At 50.1% G+C, this 18542-nt stretch carries 8 protein-coding genes; 1 reads left to right on the top strand and 7 read right to left on the bottom strand.

Going from position 1 to position 18542, the window contains the following annotated elements:
- Positions 1 to 93: 93 nt before the first annotated feature.
- Positions 94 to 1332: an MFS transporter gene (locus tag M1L66_RS06035; protein WP_242840505.1), complete on the top strand. Its 1239-nt coding sequence runs from the start codon at positions 94 to 96 to the stop codon at positions 1330 to 1332.
- Positions 1333 to 1394: 62 nt separating this feature from the next.
- On the opposite strand, the gene M1L66_RS06030 is transcribed toward M1L66_RS06035, so the two are convergent.
- The 7 genes from M1L66_RS06030 to araA form a co-directional block, all read right to left on the bottom strand.
- Positions 1395 to 2429, bottom strand: coding sequence for a hypothetical protein (locus M1L66_RS06030; protein ID WP_434691547.1), 1035 nt, complete (start codon positions 2427 to 2429; stop codon positions 1395 to 1397).
- A gap of 84 nt (positions 2430 to 2513) precedes the next feature.
- Positions 2514 to 8036, bottom strand: coding sequence for a polysaccharide lyase family 8 super-sandwich domain-containing protein (locus M1L66_RS06025; protein ID WP_434691545.1), 5523 nt, complete (start codon positions 8034 to 8036; stop codon positions 2514 to 2516).
- A gap of 12 nt (positions 8037 to 8048) precedes the next feature.
- Positions 8049 to 12764 (bottom strand): Ig-like domain-containing protein, encoded by a 4716-nt coding sequence (locus M1L66_RS06020; protein ID WP_434691543.1) that lies wholly within the window; start codon positions 12762 to 12764, stop codon positions 8049 to 8051.
- 635 nt (positions 12765 to 13399) lie between these two features.
- Entirely contained in the window at positions 13400 to 14575 is a 1176-nt protein-coding gene (locus M1L66_RS06015) for a GntR family transcriptional regulator (protein ID WP_434691540.1), read from the bottom strand.
- Positions 14562 to 15251, bottom strand: coding sequence for an L-ribulose-5-phosphate 4-epimerase (locus M1L66_RS06010; protein ID WP_434691537.1), 690 nt, complete (start codon positions 15249 to 15251; stop codon positions 14562 to 14564). Before M1L66_RS06010 ends, M1L66_RS06015 begins: the two co-directional genes overlap by 14 nt.
- Positions 15252 to 15310: 59 nt before the next feature.
- Positions 15311 to 16873: a xylulokinase gene (locus M1L66_RS06005; protein WP_434694206.1), complete on the bottom strand. Its 1563-nt coding sequence runs from the start codon at positions 16871 to 16873 to the stop codon at positions 15311 to 15313.
- A 99-nt stretch (positions 16874 to 16972) separates the two neighbouring features.
- Positions 16973 to 18466 (bottom strand): L-arabinose isomerase, encoded by a 1494-nt coding sequence (gene araA / locus M1L66_RS06000; RefSeq protein ID WP_187023215.1) that lies wholly within the window; start codon positions 18464 to 18466, stop codon positions 16973 to 16975.
- Positions 18467 to 18542: the final 76 nt, after the last annotated feature.

The raw sequence follows: 18542 nt of genomic DNA, 5'->3' as shown, positions 1-18542 counted from the left end.
GGATAGCGGCATTTCAGCCGCAAATATTGGCTTATGGTTACAGTTCTACAAATTAAGCAGATGGTGTCCCAGGCCTATTTCGGGGATGCTGTCATGACGGAAACGGATTATTCCAGGGGCCGGAAGCTGTTTATTGCCGAAGGCTGCTGCGCCAACGGCGTCGTCACCCTGACAACGGGAGCGTTTCTGTCCGGCTACGCAGGCTATCTCGGCGCTGACGATTCTTTAAACGGAATCATCGGTTCTATTCCGGTGCTCTTATGCACCCTGCAGATGTTTTCTTCCGTCGTCCTGGAAAATTTAAGACAGAAGAAATTTTTAATCGCCTGCTTCGCGCTGATCCACAGGCTTCTGCTCTCCTCTGTCTTTTTTGTGCCTCTGGTGGTCGAAGATAATGCGGGCCGCCTGGCGGCGGTCGTGGCCATCTATGTAGTCGCCCATTTCTTCGGCGCGTTTATCGGCACCGGTACAGGCAGCTGGCTTCTCTCCCTAGTTCCGGAAAACATCCGCGGAACCTATCTGGGGCGGAAGGACGCGTTCGCCTTTGCATTTACCACGGTACTCAGCCTGCTCTGCGGCCGTATTCTGGACTGGATGAGAGGCGCGCATCAGGACCTGCTGGGGTATTATATCATCGGACTTATTGTACTTTCCACCGCCTTCACGGATTTCTGGTGCCTTTCCTCAATCCGGGAACCGGTGCAGGAGACTCACCGGCGCAGCTTAAAGGCCGCTGTCATCGACCCGCTCCTCGACAGGGAGTACCGGAAGGTCATCGGCCTTTACATGTTCTGGAACCTGGCCCTGCAGGTAGCCGGACCATTTTTCAGCGTGTACATGGTTACCGGCCTCTCGCTGGATTACACCTATATCACCTTCCTGGGGCTGATCGCTTCCTCCGTCCGTGTCGTGGCGGCCTGTTTCTGGGGACGTCTGGCAGACGCCACCTCCTGGCTTCACGCGGCGCGCTGCTCCATGCTCCTGCTGGGCCTTGTACATACGTCGTGGCTGTTTATGACACCGGCCACCTGCCTGATTTTACAGCCCATACTCCAGGCTCTCTCCGGGGCCGCGTGGGGCGGAATCGCCATCGCGGTTTTCAGCCTTCAGTACCAGTACGCCCCGGCCGACAAGCGGGTCACGTACGTCAGCGCCAACTCCTCTTACGCAGGCTTATGCGGATTCTTCGCCACGCTGCTTGGCGCGTCCCTGTTAAAGATCCTTCCGGAGTTTTCAGTCGGGGGATTTAAAGTGTCCGGGATGCAGATGATTTTCGCATTGTCCGGAGTGTTGATTATGCTGTGCGTGAGATACATGAGACGGTTAAAATAAACATTTGCCCGCTGCAGAAAAAGGCAGCCGCTTCAGAATATTCTTTAGCGGCTGCCTTTTTCCTATCGGTATGCATCCATGCACTGATCCAGATATCTCGGATAATTTTCATTGATCCACAGATTGGTGAGAAGAGTCTCGGCCTCCTCAAAGCTGGCTTTTCCATAGTCTGTCTTATCCAGCACCTTCAAAATTCCCTGGGAAGCTCCGTAATCCAGACAATCGCTGTACTGTCCCGCTGACATGCCGCGGGTCTGCTCCGCAAGCCAGGCCAGTTCTTCATTATCGCGCGGCAGCTGGTTCGAATCATATTCCACCTCTTCATATTCAATCGGTGTCGAAAATCTTTGGCCGGCTGCCTCTGTAATCAGCTCCGGGGGCGTCCCATTCTCCAGTTCCTCCTTCACAAAGGCCCATACTGACTGTAATTCTTCAGGATACTCCCCGACCTTCATGCCATAATACATATAGATACCAACCCTGGCTTTACAGCCCTTATCCAAATAAGCGTCATCCGCCTGCTCATATAACTCCTGAAGCTGTTCTTTCGTTGGCTTCAGCCTGGTCTCCAGGAGTTTTTCCTTCAGAGCATCCCTTACTTCCATCTGCGTCCTGGATATGTATTCCATCAGACCGTATGTTTCCGGCCCATAGGCAGTCTGTCCAGGTTCCGCTCTCCTCTTATTTTCCCTGTCCAGGGATTTTTTTATGTCATCCAGAGTGATGTCCACTTCGATTTCATACCTGGCTGCCTCAATCCGCTCCACCGTATCCGTAAACAGCGCATTGACCGCCTCTGTCCGCAGAACCTGGGAAGGCGTCTCCCCCCCAATCGTGCTGTCCCAGAATCCCTTTTCGTTGGGGTCCTGCTGATAGGTCTGGTAGAAATAGGAGCTGACCTTTGCCCGGAGATCATCCTGGTACAGCGCCAGATGTTCCCGGGTGATCGCATAGTTTCCAATCCGCATAACAGGCTTATCCGCCTTTTTATACAGCCAGATTCCCGATGCCACCATTCCCGCCATCAAAAGCCCCAATAAAATGCACATCAACGCATTGGGGTAGGAAAGCTTCTCAAGTTTTAATCGAAACGCCATTCGCCTCATGATCTCCTCCGCTCCTCATTTCTGCCGTCACATTCGGGTATGAGCTGTTTTCAGCCCATACCCGCCATAACTCTCTTAATTCTTTCTGTATTTTACCATTTCCTGTGTCAAAAGTCTCTCTATTTCGTGAATTTCTTCCATAGAAGCATCTGCATCGGCAAGTATGCGCTCTGCGTCAGCGATAAGCTGTTTTAATCTGGCTTCATCTACATGACTGAACTCGCTTGTTTGAATCTCCTTTGCCAGATTCACGATGAAGCTGAGATTCTTTTTCACTATTTTTTCCGGCTCATACTCTGATTTCCACGTTAATGCCGGTTTTACCGCCCCCTCCTTTGCAGTTCTGGAGGAGTGGATTCCTACATAATTGTTTGAAGCAGCTGTCGGGATACTGATCTCAAAGGATATTTCCCGTTCCCCTTCACGGATCGCATCACGCACAGCTTTGGTCACATCAAGCTGTTGGACCAGACTTTCCGACGCCATGCTTTTTGTCATAACTGCAGCAGGTTCTGCATCGACTCTTTCCGGGAAGCTGTTAAAGGTTACTGTCGCTCCCTCCCAGTCATTCTCCACCCGGTAGATATGAAGCAGCTCGAAATCAACGCTTGGCATGCCAGTTAATTCATATGACAAATAAATATGTTCCGCGTCCCCGGGCACATGTTCCAGATCAAACTTCATTAAGGACTTTCTCGTATAACTCTGAGCGCCCGTATCGTATTTTACAATCAGGCTGGAGGAGCCGCTGAAATTCTTATCTCCATCGGTTCCGCCCTGAACGTAGACGTCATCCATCGCGGCCGCCGCTTCATCTCCCACCTGTACCTCTACCGATGCGGTAATTCCTGCGGTGTTAAAAAGCCCCTCTGTCAGCTGTAAGATTCCGGTCAGTGCATACACACCGTAAACGTCCTTTTGATAATCGCCTCTCTCCCAGGTAATTCCCAGCATATGGGTATTTCCCGCGTTGTCATAGGCCTTAACGGTCTCCGGAAGCGCTATCCCGGCAAATTTTGTTCCAGGCGCCACCTTAATTCTGTCAAACTCTTCGGCAAGCCCGACAAGCTCAGGCTTATCCGTTTCAGCGATTTTCAAAGTCACTTCGCTCGTCTTTCCCGTCGTTCCTGCGGTTTTTACGGACAGCTTAATAAATGGTGTCTTCTGAATCACCTCTACGTTAGCAGCCTTTTCTACAATCTCTCCTCCGGCGTATGGGATTGAGACTTCGATGGTTCCGTTATTTTCCTGTGTCGGGTCTGACACGCCTACCGACACCAGTCCATCGCTTACCTGCATGGTCACAGAAGCGGCCTTGCTTGAGGTGATCCCTTCCACCGTCTTTCCCTTGCTGTTCCAGAAATTCACAGCGGTCAATCCCAGTGAGTTTTCTCTTACTGCATGAGCGTCCCCGCTGCATTCCAGGACTTCAATATCAGGATTGGCAGCATAATTTTCCGTTTCTTGCGCATCCTTGCCCGGCAGAATGACATAAGAGTAATCCGCATCGGTTGGTTTCTTTCCGTGCTCAAACCAAAATGCCGCAAACTGGTTTGTCTCTTCGCCTTCCGTGGTTCCCTGGGTGTTCCAGTTGCCGGTTCTCTTCTCTTTTAAAGCCATGATATCGGCTTTTCCAGGGAAGTAATAACCAATGTCGGAATGATCGGTATTTCCTTCCAGATAGATCCACGATGCCTCCGGTATTTTTGTTCCTTTTCCTGCGCTTTCAGCACCGTCGTCTCTGATCGATCGTTCTTCACCGTCGATTAAGACCTGGTTGCTTCCATCTTCCTTTAATTTCCTGTTTTCAATCACTGTTTCCACATAATTTCCTGTGGAAGAGGTAATTCCGCTTCCGACTGCAACGATCTCATCGTCAAACAGGAACCAGGACTTTTTCGCATCCGTACCGTTTCTTGTGCTTCCACTGTTTCCCAGTGTTTTATAATGCATTCCGGCCGTTCCGTAATCTCCCAGGCTGGAGCCGCCAACCCAGCTGTAGATATTCCTGGTGCGGTCTCCTGCTCCGTCTGGACGCGTGACGTACTCTGTCGTTGTTCCTGCCAGACGCTTCGGATCCACCGTAGCCCAGTAACCGGTTCCGTATTGATCCTGATCCCCGTTATAAAGGTAGGTCATGCCGTCTGAAATGTTCCAGGTGCGTTTTCCTTCATCATTGATCAGTTCATGTCCATATGTTCTGTCTGAGTGCATCGACAGTGCAAAACCGTAATCCGGCCTTATATGCACCAGCTTATCCATGCTGGCAAACAGCTTATGAAGCACGTATTCGCTTCTCGGCTCAATGGAACCGTCATTCATGATCTGATTCGCCTTCATCAAGGACGCGATATGGCTGCTCTGGCTATAATAATACGCCTCGTCAATGCCGACATAATATTTGATCATGCTGTTAAAGCGCTCCTGCTGCTCTTTTGGCATCGCATCCCCGATCAGCATCATTGCATCCAGGATTTTAGCCCCTCTCAGCCTGTCATTGGACGTATTTCTCGTTATATCTCTTCCGGAAATCATGTCCATACACAATCCATTGTAAATAAACGGTTCAATTCCATCAAATACCATATCGAAGATGAGCTGCTCCGCTTCGTCGTCATAAGTCAGCTCGTACTCCGATCCGGCAAATACGCTGAAAAGGATACTCAGCTTTTCATACAGCTGCGAACCGTATCCGCCCATATAGGCCAGCGCCTGATGTTGAATAAAGGAACCATCTTTGTAGAAACCGTCTCCCGAAGTCACATACTCAAACACGGTCTTGTACGCATTCTTTACATGCTCCAGTTTGCTTCCGTTATCCGTCAGAAGCCCTGCCTGAGCCACTACCATACCTTTATCGATCAGGTTGGCCCCCGTCATCGCCGGTGATCCGGGATATCCCGACGGCTTGTCACATACATTGGTAAACCGGTTGACTGCCGCCGCATAGCCCGTGATCTGCTTCAGGGTAAGATCATCGTAAAGAATCAACGCCGTATCCATAAAGGCAATCGGCCCGCCAATCTCCCAGTGCCACCAGTTTCCAAAGAACGGGGTCTTATCGTCACTGCTGCTGTAATGGTTTTCATTCATAAAGTCGAGAGCCCGGATCAGCTCTTCTTTCAGTTCATCGTTTTGATACAGCACACAGCCTTCCGTCGCCCACGCGATCGCCATGTCCTTCAGGCGATAGAATGTCTGAGCCACATTTCCGGAATTCACCTTTGCGTTTGCTCCCGTCCCTGCTATATAGCTCATATCGAGATCACTCCAGAGATTGGTTCTGGAAGCGTCATCGCTCTTAATCATGGAGCTCCAGTACTCTCCGGCCTTCTCATCCAGACCTGTTATGTACGTCACCACAGCCTGATTTCCAGTATCCAGGGTGCCGCCTAACAGGTTATTCAGCCATTTTTCTCTCAATTCCACAAACTCCGGATCCACTGGCTTGTCCGTTTTTGAGAATTCCAGTTCCGCGATCGCAGTGGCCATCTCCGCGGCCAGTTCATTGATTCGCTTTCTGACCGGCTCCGTAAATAGGCTCTCAGAGGGCGGCCCCACCTTTTCATACGTCAAATCGCTCTGATCATACTGTATTGCAAAAAGGGCTTCCGCTTCTTTCATAAGAGTTTCCAGTTTTTGATAAGAAGCCGCCGTATAATCAGCCGCATTCCGCTCTTTTGCATTCTTATACACTGCCGGAAGATTCGGCAGAGTTACCGTGATATCATATTCCGGCATCCAGGCTGAGGTCTTAAAGTTTCTTGCCTTGAACACAATACTGTCATCGTATATCTTCACGTGATAGCCGGTTCCGGTTTCCTTCACCCCATTCTCAGAATCATTATACGAGGGGAGATCAATCATGGTACCGAATCCGCGGTCAATGGCTTCCACGACTCCAAACCCGTTATGTATATGGCCTGACAGATAGATTACCTGAGGGTATTTCGAGAATATCTCCTTTACCCTTTTATCCTGATTGCCGAAGTCATTTAAAATATTGCTTCTCCAATGAGTATCCTTTAATGCATTATGCCCCAGCACAAAAATCGGTTTGTCAGGACTGGCGTTTTCCGCCAGCGTTTTTTCCAGCCATTCCAGCTGATCGTCTGATAAATACATCGCATCCTTGATGCCGTTTTCTGTGTTAATGGCGATAAAATGATATCCGCCCAGCCAGCGGTCAAAATACACCTTTCCGTCCGTATCCGGCATATATCTGGAATTTCGCTCCAGGTAAAGTGCCTTTGCCGTCGGCCAGTACTTGCTGATCACGGTCTCGTCCTTATTCCAGTCTGCGGAGCTGGTCCCTCTCACATCGTGATTTCCCAATGTGATCATGATCTTATCGTCCGAAACAGGAGAATACTGATCCATTATCCTGTACATCGCGTCATACTGGGCCTTCGTGCCGCTCTGGGTAAAGTCTCCCAGATTCATGATGCCAAGCGTGTCCGGATCCATGGTCCTGATATCCTTCAGCCCCGCAATCATATTGACTGCGTTTGTTTCCGTAAGGTCATCTGATTTTATATGGACATCCGACACGACCTGAAAGCTGGCCAGAGGCTTGCTGCCCTCCAGGAACTGATTGTACCTCTCTTTCAGTGCTCTGACTGCAGCCATAGCTGCAGCCGTTGTCATTCCCTCCAGAGCACTCTTCGTTTGCCTTATCTCTTCTGCCATAGAATCAATTCTGTCCTGTGGATATTCAGAGCCGGGTTTTATCACAGACAGCTGCTCCGCCATATGGTCAACGATGGCGGAAGCCCCTTCTGCCTCATAGATGGTTTTTACGGTTGTATCCGCAAGCACCTTGTTATAAACCCGAAGCTCATCCACCAGGCAGCCGCTCATGCCATAACAGCCTCTGCCGTCACCTCCCAGGATAAAATCAAGCTCCGTATCCACAGTTTTTCCACTGTGTTCCGCCATGGAGATGGAGGAATACTTCTCCCCATCCATGTAAACAGTCATGCTTCCATCACGGTCAAACGTGCCGACTACGTGATGCCACTGGTCATCATTCGCGGATATCTTCTTGATCTCGATCCGCTTTCCGGATATTCCGGAAAAATTCATGCGCACATCCGTATCGCTGCTGTTATTGTAATTTCCAAATGCCCATCCTACGTTGCTGCCGCTTAAGTAATTTTTATTGGAAAGTATGGTTCCGTTGTTCTGTCCATGGTTCTCTGTCTTCATCCAGAAGGACAGGGAATAATCAGAGTTACCGAACATCAAGTCCTTCGCACGGCCGTAATTTACGTACTGTTCGGCCTTCGTATTCCCCTTTCCCGCAGATTCTCCATTGTTCAATGAGATAGCATTTCCGCGAATTCCCTTCACATATGCGGGTGCTCCGATCACGGTTCCATTGTTTCCGTTTCCTGTAACATCCGTGATCTGACCTGCTGTAACGCTGCCCTCATCGAAGGTGGAGTGCATGACAAGGCCGTCTTTCAGCAGCTCCTCCGTCCCGCTCTCATCCATAGAGGCTCTTCCATTCGCCAATGGGGCCCCATATGTCAAATTCCCCATAGCCATGGTCACTGCCAGCGCCGCTGCGCACAGTTTTTTCCATTTTAATTTCATATAGATTTCCCCCTACTGAATCCAGGCTCCGTTTTCGTCTACCTGGCAGCCATCAGGTGTTGTAGTTCCGGTATAGAGAGCTCCCATGGAACGGCTTCCGCTTTCCGCACTGCCGCGATTCCACTTCCCGTCTTCTGTATTCTGCCATCCGGTATTGCCCTGCGTAACCGGATTTAAGTAATACCACGTACCGTTTACCATGGTCCAGCCAGTCATCATCACTCCGGATTCATTTAAATAGTACCACTGGCCATCGGCTTCCTCTTTTACCCATCCCGTGTGCATGGAACCATCACTGCCTAATTTATACCACTTGTCTCCATCCAGAATCCAGCCCGTCTGCATATAGCCGCTGCCGTCAAAATGGTACCATTTGTCGTTTATTCTGGCCCACTCGTTCTTCGCGTAGCTACCATCACTCTTCTGGAATCTCCAGGTATTATTTTCTGCTGCCTGCCACTCACCGCTCACATTGACAGCCGTCCGGTTCACTCTCACAGAGCTGGAACCACCTCCTGAGCTGCTTCCCGAGCTGCCTCCTGAGGACGATCTCTTCACCACCGTGATCTGGAAAGTATCTGTGAATACTTTAATCGCATCGTTGACTGCGATTCGATAGGTAACCACGACATCCTTCGTTCCGGCTGTTCCGGTATTCACATCTCCGATCTCATATCCGCTTACCGTCTTCGTACTTCCGTCACTGTACACGGCCGCTACGATCAGGCCAGATGAGCTGAAACGTTCTCCCACTTTATATTCTGTTTTCGATGGAAGCGCCGTAATCTTAATTCCAGTCATCACCTTTGTAACCGGATCTGTTTTTCCGCTTAATACAAGAGCGTCAACGGCCTCCTTCAGGTTCTCATATGCCTGATCTACGATCGGCTGGTCTGCCTTTGTCAGCGTCTTATCCCTTAAGACTGCTTTTGCCTCAGATAATGCCTCTCTCATTGCATCGTACGTTTCCTCGGTATAATCTTTCTTCTTTTTCGACTCCGCAATGAGGACGAGATCACGAAGTGCATCTGTATCCGCCTTCTGGTTCTCTTCCGAGTCCATATTCCAGATTGCTTCCATCAGCTCTGTATATGCCGTATGTACTTCCAATTCCGTGGCCTTTGTATTTACCAGAACTTCAGCTGCTTTATTAAATGCCTTCATAAAGCGGTTCTTTGCTGTTTCTGTCAGCTGTCCCACCTCACCGCTGTTAATCAGTCCAGCCGCTTCCGTATAGAGGACGAGAAGTGCATTCTTATCTTCCGGCTCAATGATGCTGACTGATACGGCTGCAAACTTCTGTTCCGGATTCTCGATGGAATCATGATTTGCCAGATCCAGATAACCGATACAGGTATAAGAAAATTCCTTTTCCGGATCGTAGGCATTGTCCGGGAACCAGTACTGGATACCGACCTCCGCCTCCTGTCCGTTATCCAGCAGCACGGTTGCCATTTCCGGAAGTCCCAGTTCCTCCCACGGTGTTCCCACCAGCTGAATAATTCCTGGAATATCCTTTACAGCCACTACCTTGTGCAGCGCTTCCATAACATTGACAGTACACGTAATGGGCAGATTGATGCCTTCTGCTTTTCCGTATACGACAAAGGTTCCTTCTGTCTGATAATTTGCAGGGCTGATCGAATTCCATTCTACGGACACACTCTTTGTTTCATCATTGGAATACGTAACGGTAACCGTCTCCGGAAGGACCGGCTTCTTTCCTGCAGATGTCGATACGGATACAGCATCTACCTTCATCTCATATACATTGCTCAAAACAATCGTCGGCTCCATCATTCCGGACGCTTCCCTGGAAGCAAAGTCAATCCCTCCGTTGTCGCCATTTGCATACTCTCCGAAATAATCGGTCAGCATGAGGAAGGAGAATTTTGTCTGGCCATTTTCAGCGTAGGCTTTCTTCACCCAATCCGTCACATCCAGCTCTACTATATTTTCGTGATTGTCCCTGATGTCTTTATAAACGATTTTTTTGTCTTTTATCACCAGATTATCAGCGGAAAATGCAGGAGTCGTATTCCATGTCACAGTCTCTTCCTGCCACTCGTCCCCGATTTCATAGACCTTCAAATAAAAATGGTTATTGATATTTTTATAGTCGCTGTCGCTGACCGGTCTGGTCATCTGAAGCTTTATAGTGATGTTTGTTGCTGACTTCAGCATCTCACTTTCATTTGTCAAGTCAAATCCGAGCAGACCTCTTCGCGTATACGCCGGATCACTGCTGGCCGTCTTAACCTTTATCACATTCGGAGTAAGCTTCCCGTAAGCTGCGTCGCCATCCTTTTCCTGCGTAAATGCGTCCTTGGCTGCCCCGGTTTCTTTTATGGTCTTTCCGTCACCAAGATCACCAATTACCCTGACTGTCGCCGCACACTTTTCCTTTAATCCGGACACACGGCCTTCTACGGTAAATTCCCCTTCGCGCGAATACTGCTCCAGAGTTAATTTATCCCATACTACCTCCAGCTCCATGGTAAGTCCGCCGGCGAATACAGCATTCACCTTGTCCGGAAGTTCCGGATAAATGCCTGCAAATGTCGTAACATCCACGCTTTCATAGCTTTCGGGTGCATCTGCCACGACAATAGTCGCTGTCACCTGGTTCGACAGTCCGGGAAGTACGCCTGGAAGTTCGATGACGCCCGCCTCCATACAGTCTTCTTTTGTCAGCTCTTCCCATTCCACCGGATACTGATACGCTGTTCCGTCCAGAACAATTCTTAACGTCCCGGGCAGTTCCGGCACAACGCCCAGTGTTGTGACCAGATTGACTTCCTCTACCTCTTCCGCCTCTTCATCCTGGCTTGAGAATTCCAGCGCTCCGATGTCTACGCGGCCGGCAATGGTATTGCCCATGATATCCTCTGTCGGCATACCTTCTATTCTCTGGCCTGCTAAAATACAGGGAGAACCCTCTGTCAGCTGGTACGGCTCTGCCAGCCCCTGAATCCTCTCTTTCGTAAAATCAGAATCGATCAGGTCTTCCAGATCCTCTAAAGGATACTGATACGAGGAATACGTTTCTCCCGCCTTATAGTCTTTCAACATCGGATCCGCGAAAATATTGCCTTTTGCGATCAGGCTGTCTTTGTCCAGGACGCTGCCCGCGTTTGTGTTGGCAATGGTATCCGGATAGAAGCAGTTGTTTTCAATCACACTGTCTTCATGAATTGCAGATCCCTGTTCCAAAACCGCAAAGTCAATAGCAGCGCCGTCTTTTGCCAGCACGATGTTGTTCCTAAAGTCCACAAAGCAGGTTCTCTTGCTCTTACCGCCAAACAGAGAGGTCTGTTTTCCTTCTCCGAATAGAACAATTGTGTTATTGTAGATTTTCCCCACATTCGGCCCTGCCGAGCTGGTGTTGTCATAATGGAAGGTCTGCTGCTGCATCCTGCTTCCGTTCGGATACGTACCAGTTCCGTCATTGATGCTGACATTATAACGGAAAATGGTGTTTTTCTGGCTGGACATGAACAGCATGGCGCCGCCGCCGCAGTCGTGGCTTAAGTTATACTGGAATATGTTGTCCACGTTCATCATGTCGGAATCAAAGGCTTCTCCGTCATCGTAGCCATACTTATTGCCGTATGCCTCGTTGTACTGCACGATTACGTCGTCCGCAAACATGGTCCAGCACTGAGCATAGTTTACAGTTCCCCGATCCAGGCCGCAGGAGGAATTAATCATGTTTCCTTCCACCAGACCGCCTTTCGTCTCCGTCAGTACAATACCGTCGCCGACCACATCTTCCAGATAGTTGTTTCGTATGGTCACGTTGGAATAGTTTTTGAGGAATTCATTCTTTCCCCAGCCGCTGCTTCCGATATCCGTGTTGCACTTGTTCCGGATACCTTCAATTGCCACATTTTTCACATAGTTGCCTTCAATCAGGACATCCTCGAAGGCCGCGCGTCCCATAGCCTTCGGGGTCAGATTGCCGTTGTCGTCAATAGTAACCCGGTTACCGTCCTTATCGAGATAGTGTCCCATGACGATAATACCGCCGGAGGTTTTTCCTCCCTTAAAATTTGAGTTTACATCGTGGACATAACAATTCTTAACCACAATGTGCTTATAAATCTCTTTCTGATTGGAGGAATAGATCAGGATACCGGCGCGTTCGCTGGTACCGCTGTCCATGGCCTCCCCCATCTCATCGGTACTCTCCAGGTTCGTTACTTCCAGATTGTAGATTTCCCAGTACTCTTCGTTGTAAATGGTGACGGCCCCGGTAATCGACGGGCCAGAGGTGCCGTTTCCATTAATTACAGGGCGGCTTCCTTCGCCGTACCTGTCAATGGTGATGGGAGCGCCTTCCTGGCCGCTTCCTTTTGGATTCAGCGGCTGGTTCCAGATACAATCTGACTTCAGGAGAATTTTATCTCCAGGAAGAAAGGTTTTGGAATTTACCCGGTCAAAGGATTTCCAGGCGGTATCCTCTGTCTTTCCGTCTGCCGTGTCGTTACCGTCTCTGGCATCCACGTAATAGGTCGTCCCCTCCGTCTGCATCTTTAACGCATTGGATGCGGTAGAAAGGCTGGCATTGGAATCTGTCGCGGTACGGTCATTTGCAGCATATCTGTCCCGGCTGTTCACTGAGGTATCAGCAAATCCAACCATATTAACAGGCAGTGCGCTCATCATCATGACTGCCGCCATCATGCCCGCGGCTTTTCGTTTGAAACGTTTACTTGTTTTTTGCATAACAATATTTCCCCCTTGCTTTTTTTTCGCCTCTTTTTCAAATCAATCAAACGCCGTTTATCTTCTTTTTTTCATTTTTTAACCTCCTTACGCTTGAATTATCTTATACTGGTCATACCAGTTTTTGATTTTGAAAGTATAATACTAATTATGGTGGACTTAATTTTTCAGTATTGGGGAATAGCGGCTTCCGCACGCATAGAAGAAAAAATTTCTTTTTATAAAAGAGGCTGAATAGTCAGAACGCGAATAGACAGATGCAATATTTAAACACAAAAATACCGATAATACTTGACATAATTAGTATTATCGGCAGTAAGGAAACCTGCTTCTGCATTCCAGAAGGCAGTAAATGATAGGATATATGGAAAGTATAGCATTGGGAAAAACTGGCAAAAATAAATAATTTGCTGAATTATATTAAAATTTTAATATTCTGCCTTTTTAAAAATGTAATATTACCATATTCTTGTACTTTTTTATTTTTTTGCCCCTTTTTCGCATAGAAATCACCGTCACCCGGATATGAACAGTCAAAATAACCGGGAGCGCCGATCACATGCATTCTGTGTTCGACACTCCCGGTCATCTTCGTGGTGAGCAGAAAGCCCGACGGACGCGGGATACCATCGGAACTACTCTCCTTTTCCTCTCTCCATGCAGGACTCTCTCACGATCAGCTCCGGCTTCAGGATCCGTTCCACCCGGCTTTCCTCATCCGGCACGCCCTTTATCTTTTCCAGCAGCAGCTCTGCCGCCATAGCGCCCAGCTTTTCCTGCGGATGGGCGATGGTTGTAAGCTTCACCGCCCCGTTTTCTGCAATAAATGAATTGTCGTATCCCGTTACGGAGATGTCCTCCGGAACACGTATTTTCTTCTTTTGAAGCGCCTTTAAAACCTCCAGCGCAATCTGATCGTTATAGCAGACGATGCCGTCCATGGCGGCTCCGCTCTCCAGCATCAGTTCCAGCACCTTCGCCGGCTTCACCGCCCGGTCCTCCGTATGGAACCAGATCACCATATCGGGATCGTAGGGATAACCGGCCTCAAAAAGCGCCTTCACATACCCCTTGTGGCGCTCCCTTCCCTGGCTGTCGTCCGCCTTGAAGATCCCCAGAATCCGCCGGTGTCCCAATTCGATCAGATAGTTTGTCACCAGATAACCGCCCATACAGTCATCCATCAGGATGTGCGGCTTATTTTTCATCTGCGCATAGTATCCCTGTATGAAGACATAGGGAATCTGGTAAAAATCAAGTTTTTCATACAATGCCATATTGGCGCAGAGAATCTCGCTCTTGCTGGGTTCCACGATCAGACCGTCGATATCTTTCTCCAGGATTTCCTCGAGACAGCGGTTTTCCTTCACGCGGCTGTTGCCGGTATTTTTCAGGATAATGCTGTATCCCTCCGCCGTCAGTACGCTGTCGATGCCCTGGATCAGCCTGGGGAAAATATAGTCCGACAGGTACGTGGTGATAACCGCAATATTCCCCGAACCCCTGTTATCCATTCCGCCGAACGAAAGCGAGGGGGACTTCCCTCTTCTAATTTTTCTGGAGACAAAGGTCCCTCTGCCGTGCTCCGCTTCTATAAATCCCTCCTGCGCCAGGATGGACAGCGCCTTTCGCACCGTATGGCGGCTCACATGGCGGGAGGCGGAAAGTTCATTTTCCGAAGGAAGCTTATCCCCCGGCCTCAGCCGGCCGGCAATGATATCACTCTTCAGTTCCTCCATCAGCACGTAGTATTTCGTCTTCCCGCTCTCGCCCTCTTCCCGGCCTGACGGGCTGCCGTTACTTCTGTCCATAATACGCGTTTGGTCCATGCTTGCGCATAAAATGCTTATCCTGCATGGACTGCGGCGCGGGTTCCACACCGCGGTTTAACATCTCAGTCACAAAATTCATCTTTGCAATCTCTTCCAGCACCACGGCATTATGGACCGCGGTCGCGGCGTCTTTTCCCCAGGTAAAGGGTCCGTGGTTCTTGCACAGAACCGCCGGCACGTGAACCGGATTTCTGTCGCGGAAGGTCTCGATAATCACCATACCGGTGTTCTTCTCATATCCTTCTTCGATCTCCTCCGGCGTTAAATTCCTGGCACAGGGAATCTCCCCGTAGAAATAGTCCGCATGAGTCGTCCCATAACACGGCAGCGCGCGGCCCGCCTGCGCCCAGGCCGTAGCCATGGGAGAATGGGTATGGACGATCCCGCCGATTTCCTTAAACGCCTTATACAGCTCTAAGTGAGTGGCTGTATCGGAGGAGGGATTTAAGTCCCCCTCCACCTTATTTCCATTTAAATCCATGACCACCATGTCTTCCGGCTTTAACTTATCGTAATCCACACCGCTGGGTTTGATAACAAACAGTCCCTTTTCCCTGTCAATTCCGCTGACATTTCCCCATGTATAGGTGATAAGCCCTCTTCTTGGCAGTTCCATGTTGGCCTCATAGACCTCTTTTTTTAATTCTTCCAGCATCGTGTCATTTCCTCTTTTCCATTTTTTGTTTTAGAGCGTATTTGAACTGTTACGATTTTTCAGACACGCCCCGGCAGACACTCGACTGCGGCGCGCTCAATCGGCAGGCCGCTTATGTACCGTTCCATAAATACCTCGAAGCCGCGCTCATCCGCTTCCTGCGGCTCCATTACCACGCCTTCTTCGCCGGCAAATACGCTCTCTGCCAGGTACTTGTCGAGAGAGGCGCTGCCTCCGTCTTTTCTGTAACGCATATAGGAAGCCAGGATTGCCGCGCCCCATGCGCCGCCTTCTCCGGCAGTTTCCATGACGGTCACCGGTACGCCGGCCGCCGCCGCCATAATCCGCTGTCCCACGCCCTTCGTCTTGAATAATCCGCCGTGGCCCAGCAGACTGTCCAGCTTCACGCCTTCTTCCTTAAACAGGATATCCATGCCCACACGGAGCGCTCCTAATGCCGTATATAAGTGAACGCGCATGAAGTTCGCCAGATTGAACCGGCTGTCCGGCAGACGCACGAACACCGGACGTCCCTCTTCAAAATGAGTGATGTGCTCTCCCGAGAAATAGTTGTAAGCCAGAAGACCGCCGCAGTCCGGGTCGCCTTCCAATGCCAGGTTATATAAGGTTTCAAACAGCTGGTTTCTGTCCGCCTTCATCCCCATGGCCGCAGAAAACTCTTCAAACAAATTCACCCATGCGTTTAAATCAGAAGTACAGTTGTTGCAGTGCACCATAGCAACCAGATCACCGGCCGGCGTTGTCACCAGATCCAGCTCCTCGTGAACCTTTTTCAGTTCCTTTTCCAGAACTACCATGGCAAACACGCTGGTGCCTGCAGACACATTACCGGTGCGCTTCGCCACGCTGCCCGTAGCCACCATACCGGTTCCTGCGTCCCCCTCCGGCGGACAAAGCGGAATACCGGGTCTTAAGACGCCGGTCGGGTCAAGAAGCTTCGCGCCCTCTTTTGTCAGTTCTCCGGCTTCCTCTCCCGCGGTCAGCGCCTGAGGAAGAATGTCACGGAGCTTCCACGGCAGATTCTCTCCGGCCGTCAGCTCGTCAAACTGAGCGATCATTCTCTCATGAAAATCCTTCTTATCGGTATCGATCGGGAACATACCGGCGCAGTCGCCGATTCCCAGCACCTTACGTCCGGTCAGTTTCCAGTGTACATACCCCTCCAGTGTGATCAAGTAATCAATCTCCGGCACATGCGCCTCTTTCTTCAGGATCGCCTGGTACAGATGGGCAATGCTCCATCTCTGCGGGATATGGTACTGGAACAGCTCCGTCAGCTTTTCCGAAGCCTCCTCCGTCATGGTATTTCTCCAGGTACGGAACGGCACCAGGATTTCTCCGGCCTTATCGAAAGCCATGTAGCCGTGCATCATGGCGGAAATGCCAATGGATCCGACGGTCGTAAGCGTCACACCGTAGCGTGCTTTTACATCCTCCGCCAGCTTTGCAAAGCTGTCCTGAACGCCTTCCCAGATGTCCTCTAACGTGTATGTCCAGATATTGTCCACGTACCGGTTTTCCCAGTCATGGCTTCCGGAAGCAATCGGTTTCTGGTGCTCATCGACCAGAACCGCCTTGATTCGTGTAGACCCCAGCTCCATACCCAGAGCCGTTCTTCCGTCTAAAATGCTTTGATATACGTCCCCCGTGAGAGCGTCCCTTTTATCATTTAAACCATCAGTCATAGTCTTTCCCCCTCTTTAACGATAAGCAGCAGAATTCCATCTCAATTCATTCTTAAGGCTGCGGATTGTAGTGTCCTCGTCGATGTAGACGGCTTCAATTCCCATGGAAGCGGCCCAGTCGCCCATCTGCTCTGCAGTCAGATCGTAGGAAAATGCCGTATGGTGTGCGCCGCCGGCCAGAATCCAGGCTTCGGCCCCGGTCTTTAAGTTCGGTTCCGGAGTCCAGAATGCGGTGGCAACCGGAAGCTTCGGCATCGGTTTCTCCACCTTTTTGCAGTTCACGGTATTGATGATGAGGCGGAACCGGCTGCCTAAGTCCACCAGAGATGTGGCCACTGCCTTTCCTTCCTTTGCGGTAAATACAAGGCGGGCCGGATCCTCCCTGTCTCCCATGGACAGCGGACATACCTTGATGGCGATCCTGCTGTCCGCGATTGACGGGCATACCTCCAGCATATGTGCCTGCAGTATGCCTTCTTTTCCCGGAACCAGGTTATACGTGTAGTCTTCCATAAAGGAAGTTCCCTTCGCGCCTTTCATACCGGCTGTCATGATCTTCATCAAACGCACCATGGCGGCAGTCTTCCAGTCGCCCTCGCCTCCGAAGCCGTATCCTTTTTCCATCAGACGCTGAATCGCCAGACCCGGAAGCTGCTTTAAGGAACCTAGGTCTCCGAAATGAGTCACGATCGCCTGATAATCCTTTTCCACCAGGAATTTCTCAAATCCCAGCTCGATCTGTGCCTGTACGGCCACGTGATTCTTAAACTCTCCGGCATCTCTTCCCTCTAACAGAATATCGTACTTATCGTAGTACTCTTCCACCAGAGCGCTTACATCGCCTGCTGCCACGTCGTTTACATAATCTGCAATCTCGTTCACCGGATAGGCGTCGATCTCCCAGCCGAACTTCATCTGGGCCTCCACCTTATCGCCCTCGGTTACTGCTACATTTCTCATATTGTCAGCCACGCGGACGACACGGATATGGCTGCTCTCCATGATGCCCACCGCGGTTCTCATCCAGGAGCCGATCGCCGCCTGCACCGAACTCTCATCCCAGAAACCGACGATAACCTTTCTCTCAATGCCCATTCTCGTCACCATGTGGCCGAATTCCCGGTCTCCGTGAGCGGACTGGTTCTCATTCATGAAATCCATGTCAATGGTGTCATAGGGAATCTCCTGATTAAACTGCGTATGTAAATGAAGCAGAGGCTTTCTGTACTCCTGAAGGCCGAGAATCCAGGACTTGGCCGGTGAAAACGTATGCATCCACGTGATGACACCCGCGCATTCCCCGTCACTGTTGGCCTCATGAAACAATGCGCGGATCGATGTATTGTCGATCAGAGTCGGTTTCCAGATCACTTCATAAGGCAGAAGTCCCGACCGGTTAAGCCCCTCTACAATGATTCTGGAATGCTCTGCCACCTTTCTCAGACACTCATCTCCATAAAGATCCTGTGACCCCGTTGCGAACCAGAACTTGTATGCTTTCCTCTCCATAAAAAAATCCTCCTTATCACTGATATTATTATACTACAACAGTACCACTTGTACCATAGTGTGAACAAGTTGTTTT

Source organism: Hungatella sp. SB206 (assembly GCF_051132295.1).
Classification (GTDB): Bacteria; Bacillota; Clostridia; order Lachnospirales; family Lachnospiraceae; genus Hungatella; species Hungatella effluvii.
The sequence above is the reverse complement of the archived record's forward strand: the minus strand, read 5'-3'. Positions and strand labels throughout refer to the sequence as shown.

What these genes read in the sequence shown, in the direction of transcription:
- M1L66_RS06035 (WP_242840505.1), top strand. Translation starts at nt 94, where the DNA reads ATGACGGAAACGGATTATTCCAGGGGCCGGAAGCTGTTTATTGCCGAA.
- M1L66_RS06030 (WP_434691547.1), bottom strand. Translation starts at nt 2,429, where the DNA reads ATGGCGTTTCGATTAAAACTTGAGAAGCTTTCCTACCCCAATGCGTTG.
- M1L66_RS06025 (WP_434691545.1), bottom strand. Translation starts at nt 8,036, where the DNA reads ATGAAATTAAAATGGAAAAAACTGTGCGCAGCGGCGCTGGCAGTGACC.
- M1L66_RS06020 (WP_434691543.1), bottom strand. Translation starts at nt 12,764, where the DNA reads ATGCAAAAAACAAGTAAACGTTTCAAACGAAAAGCCGCGGGCATGATG.
- M1L66_RS06015 (WP_434691540.1), bottom strand. Translation starts at nt 14,575, where the DNA reads ATGGACAGAAGTAACGGCAGCCCGTCAGGCCGGGAAGAGGGCGAGAGC.
- M1L66_RS06010 (WP_434691537.1), bottom strand. Translation starts at nt 15,251, where the DNA reads ATGCTGGAAGAATTAAAAAAAGAGGTCTATGAGGCCAACATGGAACTG.
- M1L66_RS06005 (WP_434694206.1), bottom strand. Translation starts at nt 16,873, where the DNA reads ATGGAGCTGGGGTCTACACGAATCAAGGCGGTTCTGGTCGATGAGCAC.
- araA (WP_187023215.1), bottom strand. Translation starts at nt 18,466, where the DNA reads ATGGAGAGGAAAGCATACAAGTTCTGGTTCGCAACGGGGTCACAGGAT.